General features: G+C 57.1%; 4 protein-coding genes. All 4 read left to right on the top strand.

Features of this window, described 5'->3' with window-relative positions; all coding sequences use genetic code 11:
- Positions 1 to 22: 22 nt before the first annotated feature.
- The 4 genes from D3P09_RS04190 (at position 23) to D3P09_RS04175 (ending at position 14745) form a co-directional block, all read left to right on the top strand.
- Positions 23 to 12193 (top strand): non-ribosomal peptide synthetase, encoded by a 12171-nt coding sequence (locus D3P09_RS04190; protein ID WP_120107458.1) that lies wholly within the window; start codon positions 23 to 25, stop codon positions 12191 to 12193.
- Positions 12194 to 12261: 68 nt separating this feature from the next.
- Positions 12262 to 13128 carry a CPBP family intramembrane glutamic endopeptidase gene (locus D3P09_RS04185; RefSeq protein WP_120107456.1) on the top strand — a complete coding sequence of 289 codons (867 nt, stop codon included), beginning with the start codon at positions 12262 to 12264 and terminating at the stop codon, positions 13126 to 13128.
- Positions 13129 to 13132: 4 nt separating this feature from the next.
- A complete protein-coding gene (locus tag D3P09_RS04180; protein ID WP_120107454.1) occupies positions 13133 to 13945 on the top strand; it encodes a CPBP family intramembrane glutamic endopeptidase in 813 nt (270 codons plus the stop codon).
- Positions 13942 to 14745, top strand: a complete 804-nt coding sequence (locus D3P09_RS04175) for a CPBP family intramembrane glutamic endopeptidase (protein ID WP_120107452.1) — start codon at positions 13942 to 13944, stop codon at positions 14743 to 14745. The genes D3P09_RS04180 and D3P09_RS04175 overlap by 4 nt, the downstream gene beginning before the upstream one ends.
- Positions 14746 to 14755 lie beyond the last annotated feature (10 nt).

The following is a 14755-nucleotide window of genomic DNA, read 5'->3' as shown; positions in this document are numbered from 1 at the left end:
GTCGAATCGGGGGATGCCAAAAATGAACAACATCTACTCAAATTTGACCGATGTATTGCTGGCGCGCAAGCATAGCATGGCGGGCATTCGTTTTTGTGAGAGCGGTCAGGAACGTTTTTTGCCTTATGGAAGTCTGCTGGCGGCAGCCGGCAGGGCCCTTCATATGCTTCAAGAACAAGGTATGCACGCAGGTGACTTTGCTGTCATGCAGACTGAGGAGAACGAGCCGTTTATCGTTCTGTTCTGGGCTTGTGCGCTGGGCGGCATAATCCCCGTGCCAGTGACCGCGGCCAGGACGGACGAAGGACGCCATAAGCTGATTCAAGTGTGGAAGCAGCTGGAATCGCCAAGGCTGCTATGCGATGCGGCTCTTTGGCCAGGCATTCAAAGCTATGCTTTGAAGCAAGGAGAGGCGGAGATGGCATCACAGCTGGAGTCCGGCAGCATTTCGATTGCAGCGCTCATGGAGGCTGCCTCGGATGTGAACGGACCGCAGGGAGAGCTTCATAACGCTGAGGAGACGGATATCGCCTTTATCCAATTCACCTCCGGCTCTACGGGTGACCCGAAGGGCGTCGTGCTTACGCACGGCAATTTATTATCGAATATGCGTGCCATTCAGTATGGCGCGCAGTCGACGGAGCGGGATTCTTCGCTAAGCTGGCTGCCTCTCACCCATGATATGGGGCTGATCGGCTTCCATCTGTCCCCGCTGCTATGCGGGATGAAACAGCTGCACCTGCCGACCTCGACATTTGTGCTTCATCCGATGAAATGGCTGGAGCTGGCGAATCGGCACAGAGTGACCTGCTTGTCCTCGCCGAACTTTGGTTATGTGCATTTCCTCCAGCATTGGAAGCCGGAAGCGGCGGCGGAGTGGGATTTGTCCTGCGTCAGACTGATCTTTAACGGAGCGGAGCCTATCTCGGCTGCACATTGCCGTGATTTTCTGGAGGCTATGGGCCCTTACGGTTTAAAGGGAAATTGTATTTTCCCGGTGTACGGGCTCGCGGAAGCCAGTCTTGCCGTTACTTTTCCAGGCACAGAGGAGCATCTGGCTACAATCAAGCTGGAGCGCAGGTCGCTAGCGGTAGGAGAGCCGGTGCAATTGTCCGGAGAGGATGATGCGGCTGCTATCGAAATCGTAGAGCTGGGTTCTCCCGTACAGGAGTGCGAAGTGCGGATATGCAGCGAGAGCGGCGAGCCAGCGGAGGCTGGGAGCGTAGGCTTAATTCATATTAAAGGGCGCAACGTAACTGCCGGTTACTATAAGCGTCCTGATGTGAACGAACAAATCATCACGCCGGAGGGCTGGCTGAATACGGGTGATTTGGGTTTCATGCTGAATGGACGTTTATATGTGACCGGCCGTATGAAGGATGTCATTTTCGTCAACGGGCAAAATGTGTATCCGCATGACCTGGAGACGTTAATAAGTGTTCTAAAGGGAGCCGAAATAGGGAAAACGGCGATCACCGCCGTTCAGGATGAAACAACCAAGCGCGATGCAATCGCGGTGTTTATTCAATATCGCGGCAAGATGAACGGATTTTTGCCGCTAATCGCCGACGTAAGAAAGCTGCTGAGCCGGTCGGCAGGGCTGGAAGCTGCTTATGTAGTGCCGGTCCGGCGCATCCCGAAGACGACCTCGGGCAAAATCCAGCGTTACGTACTCGCGGAAGCGCTCAAGGAAGGAGCCTATTCCGAGACGCTGGCAGAAATTGCGGAATTCGAAGCGGCAGCCGCATTGGAGCAGCAGCAAGCTTCAAGGCTAAACGAAGAACTGGAACAGGAGCCTGTAAGCGAAACCGAGCGGCAGGTGATGTCCGTCTGGCGCGAGGTGCTGCGGAAGGATTATATAAGCCGGAAGGACGGCTTTCTTGAGCAAGGCGGCAATTCGCTGAAGGCGGCTTATGCCGCTGCCAGTCTGCAGGAGCTGTTCGGGGTGGAGATTACGCTTACCGAACTGTTCCTGCATGATTCGGTAGAAACGCTCGCCGTCTTGCTTGACGATAGAATGAGGGAGAGCGGGGACGCAGGCAAGGGAGCGCCGCTGCCGCTGACGAAGGCTGCGGAGCGAGCGTTCTACCCGGCGACCTCCGCGCAGAGACGGCTATTTATATTGGAGGAGCTGAATCCGGGGCTCCTTAATTATCATTTGCCGTTTGCAATTGAAGTGAACGGCCCGCTTGATATTGAGCGGTTCACCGCTGCTTGGAGGGCGCTGATGCGCCGGCATCCGGCGCTTCGGACTTCCTTCTTCATGGAAGAAGCCGCCGTTATGCAGCGCATCGAGGAAGAAGTCCCGCTGCCGCTATCAATGATTGACGGAAGCCTCTGGTCCGACTCGGACCTGGCGGAACGGAAGCGCGGCTTTCTGAAGCCGTATCGTATGGAGCAAGCTCCTCTCTTCAGCATGGAGCTGGTGAAACGGGGAGCGGAGTCTCACATCTTGCTGCTGGACATGCATCATATCATTACGGATGGCACATCCATGGGCATATTGATGCGAGATCTTGCAGCTTTGTACGACGGGATGCCGCCTGAGCCATTAAGCATCCATGGCGGCGATATCGCTTTATGGGAGGAAGCTCGCAGGGTCAGCGGCAGACTTTATCGCCAGCAGCAGTATTGGCGCGAGGTTTTCTCTGACGGTGTGCCAGCTCCGGTCATTCCTGCCTTGCGCCCAAGGCCGCAAGCGCCGAGCTATCGCGGCGCTATTGAGCGGTTCGTGCTAGGGCCTGAGCTTGCGGGAGGGCTCCGATCAATGGCGCAGCGCGAAGGCGTTACCTTGTATACAGTGTTGCTGGCGGTCTATTATTCGCTGCTCACGAAGTATACAGGCGAGTCCGATCTGGTGGTCGGAACGGCAGCTGCAAGGCGGATGCGGCCGGAGCAGCAGCAAGTGGCCGGCATGTTCATCAACATGGTTCCGATCCGGCTGCGCGGCGACAGCGGCATGCCATTCAGGCAATGGCTGAAGCTGGTCCATGAGGAATCGCTGGCAGCTATCGGCAGCGGTGATGTGCCATATGAGGAAATCGCAGAATTGGCAGGAGCGAAGCGGGAGTTCAGCCGCAATCCGCTGTTCGATACGGTGTTCACACTGCAGAACATGGAGCTGCCCGAATGGCGCAGCAAGGATGTGGCTTATGCGCCAGCGCCCATCGACACCGGCACAGCCAAATTCGATCTGACCTGGGAATGCACCGATACGGGGGCAGATATTGCCTTCACGCTGGAATATGCGCTCGATTTGTACAATGGGGAGACCGCATCGCAATTGGCGCGGCATTATATCGCGCTTGCCGAAGCAGCCGCAGAGGCGCCTCACCTCACGCTGGCCGAGCTTGATCCGCTCGACGGAAGGGAACGGGGACATGTTCTGGAGCTCAGCCGTTCGGGCGCAGCTTCTTCGCAGGAGCTGGCGCTTCATCGGCTGTTCGAGCGGCAAGCGGCCGAGGCGCCTCATCGTATCGCCGTGGAGATGGACGATCAGGCGTATACCTACAGCGAGCTGAACGAGCGGGCCAATCGAATGGCGCATGCGCTCGTGCGAAGCGGCATTCGGCCGGGCTTCAGGGTGGCGCTGCTGATGAAGCGGTCCCGCGATATGATTGCGGCGATGCTTGCAGTGTTGAAAGCAGGAGCTGCATATGTGCCGATTGATCCTCAGTACCCTGAAGAGCGGATCCGGTTTATGCTGCAGGATACGGAGGCGCAGGCTATTATCGCTGCGGCGCCGACGAGGGAGCTATGCACACGGATCATTGAGGATTCTATCGTTGTCTTGGACTTGGAGGAGCCAGATGCGGATTGGCTAGGTGAATCGGGATTAAACCTTGACGTGGAAGGCACCGCTCACGACCTGGCGTATATCATGTACACCTCCGGGTCCACAGGCAGGCCGAAAGGGATTATGACCTCTCATCGCAATGTGTCCAGAATTGCCGTCCATACCGATTATGTGCACATTACCGAAAGCGACGCGCTATTGCAGCTTTCGAACTATGCGTTTGACGGTTCAACGTTTGATATATACGGAGCGCTGCTGAATGGAGCGAGGCTGACGCTTGTTGGCGAGGAAGAAGTGGCTGACATATGGAAGCTGACGGAGCTGATCGAAGCTAAAGGCGTAACCGTCTTTTTTGTGACGACGGCGTTGTTCAATACTTTGGTTGATCATGCTCTTGGGTCGTTGCGCGGTGTACGGCACATCCTGTTCGGCGGTGAGCGGGCTTCCGTAAGACATATCCGCAAAGCATACGAGGCTTTGGGTCCGGGCGTGCTGCTGCATGTATACGGGCCTACGGAAACGACGGTTTTTGCTACATGTTATCCGATAGCGGAGAGCTGGGACGGGGAGTCGGCGGTGACAGTGCCGATCGGCGCGCCGATCGCCCGATCGGAGACGCTTGTGCTGGATGGGAACGGCAGGCTGCTGCCGTCGCTTGTACCGGGCGAATTATGGATTGCGGGAGACGGTGTGGCAGCAGGCTATGTGAACTTGCCGGAGCAGACCGCTTCGAAATTCCAGCCCCATCCGTTCCGGGAGCGGGCATTCGTCTATCGTACAGGCGATCTGGTACGCCGGCTGCCCGATGGCAATCTGGAGTTTCTGGACCGGATCGACAGCCAGGTTAAGCTAAGAGGCTATCGGATCGAGCTGGGAGAAATCGAAAGCCGGCTATTGGACTGCCCAGGCATTAAGGAAGCTGTTGTCGTGTTGGCGGAAGGCGAAGGGACGCCATATTTATGCGCTTATATCGTTTCGGAGCAACTGACGGAGCAGGCGGACCTTCGCGGACAATTGGGGGGCAAGCTGCCGGCTTTTATGATTCCGTCGGCTATTGTCACGCTGGATAAGCTTCCGCTTAATGCGAGCGGCAAGGTAGACAAGAAGCGGCTGCCTGCGCCTCGGGACTTTGCGACTGGAACTTCGCGAGCGGTGCCGTATGTACCGCCAGATGCAGGGACGGAAGAAAAAATTGCGGGTTTATGGCAAGAGGTGCTTCAGACCGAACAGGTCGGTGCGATGGACGATTTCTTTGAGCATGGAGGGCACTCCTTGAAGGCGGCAGCGCTGGCAGCGGGCATCTACAAGCATTGCGGTGTCCGCATGCCGATTCGGGAAGTGTTCGCCCGTCCGACGGTCCGGGAACAGGCGGCCTGGGTGGATGCGGCGGCGGCAGAAACCTATGAGCCTATCGCTGTTATTACTGAGAAGGCTTCGTATCCGCTTAGTCCGCAGCAGCAGCGCATGTTTTTGGCCGAAGGAATGCCAGGCATCGGAATGGCCTACCATATTCCGGTTGCGCTTAGATTGTCGGGCAAGGTGGATGAGCACGGCATTGAGCATGCGATACGGACATTAATCGCCCGCCATGAGCCTCTGCGGACTTCGTACCGGCTCATAGAAGGCGTTCCTGCCGGAATCGTCCATGCCGATGCTCCATTCGCAATGAGGAAGGCTGAGCTTTCGCAACAGTCCGTAGAGGACTGCTTCAATGAATTTTACCGCCCGCTGGACCTGTCGGCAGCTCCGGTGCTTGCAGCCTGTTATTGCCGTCCTGTCTGGGCTGGAGAGGACGCCTGCTTGCTGCTGAACCTCCAACATATCGCGGCGGACGGAATTGCCGTCAAGCTGCTGCTGGAGGAGCTGGCAGCATTGATCGATGGGGCGGAGCTTGAGCCGGTCGCTCTGCAATACAAGGATTATGCCGCATGGCTTCAGCGTCAACACGGTTCCGTGCGTGAGCAGAAGAGTCTTGCATATTGGACGCAGCTGCTGGATGGCCCGCTGCCGCTGCTGGATATGCCGCTTGATTATATGCGCGGCGAACGCCAGAGCTTTGCGGGAGATACGCTGACCTTCGCCATATCCGCCATGTTGACTGAACGGCTGAAGGGGCTTGCGGCCAGAACGGGCGCCAGCTTGAACAGCGTGCTGTTCGCGGCGTATGCGCTGCTGCTCAAGGGGACCTCGCATCAGGAGCAATTTGTAATCGGTTCCTTGACGGCGGGACGCATGCATCCTGATACGGCCGGGATGGTCGGCATGTTCAATCAGTTTCTGCCGATTCCGATGGCGGTTTCTGACGAGCAGACGTTCCAGAACTTAGTGAGCGAGACGCATGAACGGCTGCTTGGCGCTTATGAGCATGGAGATGTCGGCTTTGAGCGAATCATGGAGTCGGTCAAGCTTCCGCATGACCCGTCGAGGAACCCGTTGTTCGATACCATGCTGATCGTTCACAACCAATTCGGGGACGAGCAGCTTATTCTTCGCGGCGACGGCTGGAGCATGGAGCCCATACCTGTCCCGCACGGCACATCCAAGCTTGATCTGAAGCTGGATATATACAGCGACGGCGAGGGGGGCTTAAGGGCGGAGCTGGAATATAATACGGGACTGTTCCGCCGGGATTCGATGGAGCGCCTGGCGGAGCGGCTGCTTCATCTGTTGGAGGCGATCGCCGAGAATCCAGAGCTAAGCTGCGGTGACGTGGCAATGACGACGCCAGCGGATGAAGCCAGCTTCGCCGAATGGAACGATACCGTACATCCTTATCCGCAGGATGGTACGATTCACGGCTGGTTCGCCGAGTCAGCAGAGCGCTGGCCGGACCGGATTGCGGTAAGATCGAGCGCGGGCACCTTGACGTATAGGGAGCTCGATGTCCGAGCGGAACGTATGGCTGCCGTTCTTAGAGGCAAAGGCGTAACCGTCGAAACGATTGTGCCAATCGCCACTCACCGCTCGCTGTCGATGATGGTTGCCATTATGGCGGTGTTAAAGGCCGGAGGGGCATATTTGCCAATCGATCCTGAGCATCCGGCGGAGCGGATTCGCGGCATATTGGAGGATAGCGGTGCCCGTGTGGCGCTTGCAGGAGCAAGCTGGATTCATGCCTTCCCTGCATTCGAGGGAGAGGTGCTGAATCTGGATGAGCTTGCTGCCGCAGCTGCTCCGGATGTCGAAGAGCTTGAACTGCCGGTGTCACAGCACGCGGGACCAGGCAACTTGGCCTATGTGATCTATACATCGGGTTCAACCGGCAAGCCAAAAGGGGTAATGGTGGAGCATCGCGCCGTCATGAACCGCCTCCACTGGATGCAGACGGCATATCCGCTGGATGAGCACGATGTCATCTTGCAGAAGACGCCGATTACGTTCGACGTGTCGGTATGGGAGCTGTTCTGGTGGTGCTTTGCCGGCGCTTCGCTTTATTTGCTGGAGCCCCATGGCGAGAAGGAGCCGTCCGTTATGCTGCGCGTGATTGAGGAGCAGGCTGTGACGGTGATGCATTTTGTGCCGTCCATGCTGGGTGTCTTTTTGCCTTATGTGAAGGAAACGGGAAGAGGCGGGGAGCTTCGGTCGCTGCGATATGTATTCGCCAGCGGCGAGGCGCTGAAGCCTGCGCATGTCACGGCTTTCTACAACACGATGGAGCTGGAAGGCCATCGTTCCAGGCTTATTAATCTTTACGGTCCGACAGAAGCGACCGTGGACGTCAGCTTCTACGATTGTACCGGCCACTCTGCAGGGGCGATACCGATAGGTAAGCCGATTCATAACATCTCGCTTCATATCGTAGACGAGAGAATGAGGCCGCAGCCGATTGGCGTATCTGGCGAGCTCTGCATCGCTGGCGCTGGTCTTGCGCGCGGCTATCGCAACCGGCCGGAGCTGACGGAGCAGAGCTTTGTGCCGAATCCATTCGCCCCTGGCGAGAGGCTGTACCGCACCGGCGACAGGGCTAGATGGCTTCAGGACGGCACAATCGAATATTTGGGCCGCTTCGACTATCAGGTCAAGCTGCGCGGACTCCGTATCGAATGCGGCGAGATCGAGCATGCCCTGCTTATGCAGGAAGGCATCCGCGACTCGGTGGTCGTGGCAATCGCGGACCGGACGGGCGAGACGGCGCTCTGCGCTTATCTTGTTACGGCAGGCGGCAGCATGCCGGATGAACAGGCGCTGCGGACAGCGCTGAGGGGAATGCTGCCAGACTATATGGTGCCAGCGTATTTTGTCGCGATGGAAGCGTTCCCGCTTAGCCCAAGCGGCAAAGCGGACCGGCGCCGGCTGCCGCAGCCGGCATTCGCAGAAGCGGGTTCAACCGCAGGCGAAGCTCCGGCTACCGCAACGGAGATTAGTCTGGCGGAGCTATGGGTGAATGTTCTTGGATTCGCGGCTCAGGACAAGGGCGAAGAATTCGCCAGCCCGATCGGCAGAGACGATCATTTCTTCCAATTAGGCGGGCATTCCTTGCGTGCCGCCCAGCTGGCTGGGCTAATCGAGCAGCGCTACAGCGTAGCGTACGCGATGAAGGATGTGTTCGAAGCCCCGGTGCTGCGCGACATGGCTGCTCGTATTGACCTTGCAGATAACAAGGCGGCTATAGTTATAGCCCGGGCGGAGAACCGGACGTATTATCCGTTGTCGCTGGCGCAAAACCGGTTGTTTGTACTGCAGCAGCTGTATCCTGCAAGCAAAGCGTACAACTTGCCGCTTATGCTGAACATGAATGGCGAGCTGGACGCAGACAGGCTGCAGGCGGCCATTCAAGGGCTGGTCGAACGTCACGAGCCGCTGCGCACAAGCTTTGACTGGGTAGATGGCAAGCCCATGCAGCGCATTCATGAGCAGATCCAGGTCGAGCTGATCCTGCAGGATCTTCCGGCTGAAGCGAATATGGACGATTGGGCGCGGGAGGTTATCCGTCCGTTCGATTTGACGGAAGCTCCGCTCATTCGGGCATTCCTTGCGACGCATGGCGCTAACCGCTATACACTGCTGCTGGATATTCACCATATTGCCGCAGACGGCGTGTCTATGAATGTCATGGCGCGAGACTTCGAGCAATTGTATACCGGCCAGGCGCTGCAGCCGTTATCGATTCAATATAAAGATGCCGCGCTTTGGCAGCAGGAGTGGATGGCATCAGACGCGAGAGCGCGGGAGGAACAGTATTGGAAAGCCTTGCTGGCAGGCACGCTTCCAGTCCTGCAGCTGCCGGCAGACTATCCTCGTCCGTCTGAGCAAAGCTTCACCGGAGCCAAGCTTGCGCTGCCGGTTCCCGGGGCGCTTGCCGAGCTGGTGAATGCCGCAGCGGAGGAATGGGGTGTGACGCCATTCCATATTTGGCTGACTGGCTATCATACGCTGCTTTATCTGATGACAGGGCAGGATGATCTGATCGTCGGCACGCCGGTTGCCGGACGGTTCCATCCGGCAACCGAAGCGCTGGTCGGGATGTTCGTCAATACGCTTCCTATCCGAAGCAGGCCGTCCGGAGAGCTGTCGTTCAGGTCGTTCGCCGAGGAGATGAAAGCGGCGGCGCTGGCAGCGATAGACCATGGCATGCTCCCATTCGAGCATATGGTAACGATGCTCGATGTGCCGCGCGACCTGAGCCGTAATCCGCTCTTCGACACGATGTTCGTCATGCAGCATTCAGAGTCTGGACAGAAGTCTGCCGATGCACTGCAATTCGAGGCGTCCCTGCCGGATACTCGCGTATCCAAGCTGGATATAACCTTTGAGATTGCGGATCAGGGCACCAAAGGAATGGCTTTGACGATTGAATATGCCGTCTCGCTGTTTCAAGCGGACAGCATCCAGCGAATGGCGGATTGGTACTTCCGCATATTGACGCTGGCACTCGCGGAGCCGGAGCGACCGCTGGGCGGAATTGGGCTGCTCGATCCTGAAGAAGCGAAGGCGCAAGCCGAGGCGTTCAACCGGACAACCGTCCCTTACGCAAGCCATCTGACGGTGGAGGCTTATATGGAAGAGCAGGCGGAAGAGACGCCTCAGGCTGTCGCCATTATAGCGGAAGACGGGCAATTGACTTATGGCGAATTGAACCGGCAATCGAACAGGCTTGCGAGAGCGCTAAGGAAGCAAGGCATTATGCGGGAAGAGCGTGTAGCGGTTGTCATGGACCGCAGCCTGGCGATGATGATTGCAATCTTCGGCGTGCTGAAAGCGGGCGGAGCGTATGTGCCTATTGCTCCGGGCTTGCCTCAGGAGCGTATCCGGTACATGCTGGTCAACTCCGGCGCGAGACTTGTTTTGACCGAGGGCAGCGCTCCGGAGGGGCTGGACGCTTCCGTTCCTGTGCTGGAAGTGAAGGAGGCGATTGGGCTGGCGCCGGACGCCTCCCCAGTGGAGAAGCTGCATGACGCAAGCTCGCTGGCGTATGTGCTGTACACGTCAGGATCGACCGGCCAGCCCAAGGGCGTCATGATTGAGCATCATTCGGTCGTGAACCGGATCGGTTGGATGCAGAAGGAATACAAGCTAAGCGACAGCAGTGTCATCCTGCAAAAAACGCCGATAACGTTCGACGTGTCGGTATGGGAGCTGTTCTGGTGGAGCTTCGCCGGAGCAAGGCTGGTGCTGCTGCCTCCAGGCGGCGAGAAGGACCCCGCTCTCATGGCGGATGTGATCGCCCGCTGCGGCGTCACCACGATGCATTTTGTGCCTTCTATGCTCCATCTGTTCCTGGAGCATCCTGCGTTGCTGAGAGGAGAAGCGGGGCTTAAGAGCCTTACGCATGTATTTGCAAGCGGCGAAGCGCTGACCGCCGATCAGGCGGCGCGATTCCGCGAGCGCATCGGCACTCCATTCGGGGCCAAGCTGATCAATCTCTACGGTCCCACGGAAGCGACGGTTGACGTATCGTATTTCGATTGCTCTGCTGAACCGGACCTGACCCAGGTTCCGATCGGCAAGCCGATCGATAACATCGCGCTCTATATCGTGAACGAAGCGATGGCGCTTCAACCTGTCGGGATAGCGGGGGAGCTCTGCATCTCCGGCGTCGGCCTCGCGAGAGGATATATGGGCCGGCCGGACTTGACGGAGGAGAAATTCATCCGCAATCCGTTCCGAAAGGGCAGTCTTATGTACCGGACCGGCGATCTTGCCAGATGGCTGCCGGATGGGACAATTCAATATTTGGGGCGGATTGACCATCAGGTGAAGCTGAGAGGACTGCGCATCGAGCTCGGCGAGATTGAGCAAGTATTGCTCTGCCATCCGGCAGTGTCGGAAGCGGTCGTCATGAAGCGGACGGCGGCAAGCGGCAGCGAATACTTATGCGCCTATGTCGTATGCGCCGGGCAAGCGGAGCATCAGGCGCTGCGAGACTTTGCGGCGCAGCATCTGCCGGACTATATGGTTCCGGCGGCTGTAGTCGAGCTTTCGTCCATGCCGCTCACCTATAGCGGCAAAGTCGACCGGAAGGCATTGCCGGAGCCGGAGCTTGCGCCGGATCGCGAAGTGGAATATGCGGAGGCGGCAAGCGATACCGAGCAGGCAATCGCTGAGGTATGGCGCGGGCTCTTGCAGCGTGACGACTTCGGCATCCACCACCGCTTCTTCGATGTCGGGGGCGAGTCGCTGTTGCTCGTGCGCGCGCATCAGCAGCTGGAGGAACGGTACCCGGGCGCGCTAAGCGTAACGGATTTGTTCACCTATCCGACCATCGCCTCCCTGGCGGCGTATCTGGATTCCAGAAGCCGCGAGCAGGCAAGCTGGGAATGGAGCGGGCTGCCGATCCCTGAAGGTTTCCGCTCTGCCGGGCATGCCGCTCAACGCACCGGCAGCATCCGCTTTGTATTGGATGAAGCCGTGGCGGAAGGGCTGGAGGAGCTTGCGAAGGCCCAAACGATGCCGATAGAAGCGGTTGCGCTTGCGGTCTATCTGTACTTCTGGCGAGGACAGTCCGGATTGACGGAGGTCGTCCTGCCGCAGGTGACAGACAAAGGACTGATCGCGCCAATAGCTATCGATTTTGCAGAGGTGCGCGATTTTGATCTGCTGCTGCGTCTGGCTGGCAAGCCGGCATCGGCGGGCGAATCTTACGCCACACGGCAGATCAAGAGGCGCTCGCAAGAGGATCAGGAGGATGCCTTGTTCCCGTTGTTTGCAGGGGGAGCGAGACATGGGTTCAAGGAGCAAGAGGAGCTCTTCGAATTATTTGACCTAGTGTTGTATATAGGGGAAGATGCCGCTTCAAGAGGCACGGGAGAGCCGCAGATCGGCGGCGTATGGTCCTATAATGCCCGGCGTTTGGAGAGGGAGACCGTAGTGGATTGGGCCTCTGATTATTTGGAGCTGCTCTCCAAGGTTGTCGAGCAATATCTGGCCGCAGCGAATAACGCCGCTTCTGACGGATAAGGCGGCATAGCCGGGTTGCACTGGACCCCAGAGCATTATTATTTCAGAAGGAAGAAAGGAGCTTTCCTGTGAAAAAAGTCTTAACGATGATAGGGAACATTGCGCTGTACATTGGTGTATTCTATGCGCTGCTCTATCTGCTTCGCTCCACTTACAATTACGAAGCGACATTGTCCTTCGCGAAGTTTCTGGATCGCAACCCGGCTATGTTCATGGCCGTGCTCTTTACGCTTATTACGCTGGTATACATGCTCATCTTTCGGATCAAGGCTTGGATCTGGCCGAATGCGGAGCGGAGTCTGTTCCGCGCCTCGGGCTTCAGGAAGCTGAGCGCTTCGCGCGTTCTGCTGATGGTCGGCTTAGGCCTCGCCGGAAGCTTGTTTAGCATCGGGCTTATCGTCATTGACGATATTGCGAATCAATTCCCGTCCATTCCATTCCTGGTCGACGATTTGATCCGCGGCGATTCCATCCTGTACGTCATTCTGGGCGCGGGCCTCATTGCGCCCGCCTTCGAGGAGGTTCTGTTCAGGGGGCTTATCTTCGGCGAGCTTCGCCGCGTTATGCCGGTCTATGTGGCGCTGGTGCTGCAAGCTGCGGCTTATGCTTACTTCCAGCCCAGCGCTGCGCTTTCGGTGATCAGCATCGGCTCGGGACTTATATACGGGGCGCTGTACTTGCGCACGGGTTCCTTATGGGCCCCGATTCTTGTCCAGAATACGGCTATGGGCACCATTTTCCTATTCAAATATATCGGGTTCTACGAGTGGTACGGCAAGCTCAGCGACGCTTTGCTGTACATTCTAACGGCACTGTTCCTGGCAGCGCTGGTCGGAGGCGCGCTCTATGTATGGCGGACCTCCGGCAGCGGCAAGGACGGACAAGCCGGCCATACGCTGACGGCAGCTGCGCCGCCGGTAAGGAAGGGAGTCTAACAAGATGAAAAATCCTTGGGTAATCATGCTATCGCGCGTGGTCGTTGTTGTCGGCTTGTATTTTGCCTGGTTTTTAACCGTGAATAAGCTGTTTTTTGATTACATTTATCCGCTAGATCCGTGGTTTGAGCGAAATACGGTTTCCATCATTATATTGAATGACATTGTAGGCTTTCCGTTAATGCTGCTGGCTTGGCGGTTTCTGTTCAAAGAGAATCTGTTCAAGGCCGCCAAGTTCCGCGTAATGGATCGCAAGTCGGTCGGACTAGCGCTATGGATCGGTCTGGGAGCGGGGCTGTTTACTGTCGCTTTCTCCCAGCTTCCTGCGATCGCATCAGAAAATTTCAAGTTCCGAGAATTGTTTGACTACCTGAATCGTGCGGAATGGTACGTGTTTCTGACATTCCTTATTCTCGGTAACATCTATAAGGAAACGTTGTTCAGAGGCGTTCTGATGAATGAATTCAGAAGGGTATTCCCGGTCTGGCTGGCGATTGCGATTCAGGGCGTGCTGTATGGAGCCCTGTTCTTCTTCGGGGATATCCCTCTGTCGTTGTATGGTTTCCTGGGGGCTGTTATTTTTGCGCTGCTGTACGTATGGTTCAAATCGATCTGGGCGCCGATTGCCGCGCAGATCGCTTGCCAGGGCAGCCAATATCTGCTGTGGCATTACGGTCCCGAGTCAGACAATGTGGCCGTCCTGTCTGCTGCGATGGCGATTGCTGGCGTGATGGTAGCGAGCGGGCTGTTCTTCGCCGTGAGGCATCGCGGGCAGGTTGCCGCATCAGTGCCTGACGAGGCGGTGACTACGGTTTGAAAGGTCTTCAGCTAGCGGCAAAAGCTGTCTTGTATCTGGTTATCTATGCAGCGATCGTCATGGCGGTCAATCAAGCGATGTACAACTGGATTAGCGCTCCTAAGCTTCACGACTGGATCGTGAGCAATTCCGGCATTGTGCTAATCGTCTCCAATATCATTGTGCTTGCAGTATATATCCCGTTATTGAGATTGCAGAAGATTACAATGAAGGATTTAGGCTTTGTCCCGCCGCGGAGCGGCACGTTCTGGCTAGCTGCCGGAACGGGGATATGGCTGGGCTTATTTATCGCCACATTCACCCGGCTGCCTTGGATCAAAGTTAATTTCCCCGCAATAGCGGACTTGGTCGCATTCGTAGCAGGGGGCAAGCTCATCATCTTTTTGCTGGGCAGCCTGCTGCTCGGCTCCTTGCTGGAGGAATGGCTGTTCCGGGGGATGATGTTCCATACCTTAAGGCAGCGCTTGTCGGCTTCATGGACGATTCTGATCCAGGCAGTGCTGTTTGGCGCCGTATTTATGAACTTGACGATAGGCGCATTCGCGGCCTTAGGGGCTATTGTATACGGCATTGTGCGAGCCGGATCGCATTCGCTGTGGGCATCGCTTGCGGCGCATATTCTCAGCACAGGCAGCCTGTACGTCATATTGAAATGGTCGGGCGGATGGTCATCCGGAACGCTCGGCATGCTTGCTGTCATAAGCGGGCTAGGTATTATCGCGCATGCAGGACTGCTGCTGCGCGGGTCTGATCGAAGCGTGGACAAGGGACAAGCCATCAGCGGTACCACTACTAGCTAGGAGGGACGGA

Origin of the sequence: Paenibacillus pinisoli, from assembly GCF_003605435.1 — a bacterium.
In the GTDB taxonomy this organism is placed as follows: Bacteria; Bacillota; Bacilli; order Paenibacillales; family Paenibacillaceae; genus Pristimantibacillus; species Pristimantibacillus pinisoli.
This window is presented reverse-complemented; position numbering and strand designations above follow the sequence as displayed.

Bases quoted from the DNA above. Each gene is read 5' to 3' on its own strand.
- D3P09_RS04190 (WP_120107458.1), top strand. From the start codon at position 23: ATGAACAACATCTACTCAAATTTGACCGATGTATTGCTGGCGCGCAAG.
- D3P09_RS04180 (WP_120107454.1), top strand. From the start codon at position 13,133: ATGAAAAATCCTTGGGTAATCATGCTATCGCGCGTGGTCGTTGTTGTC.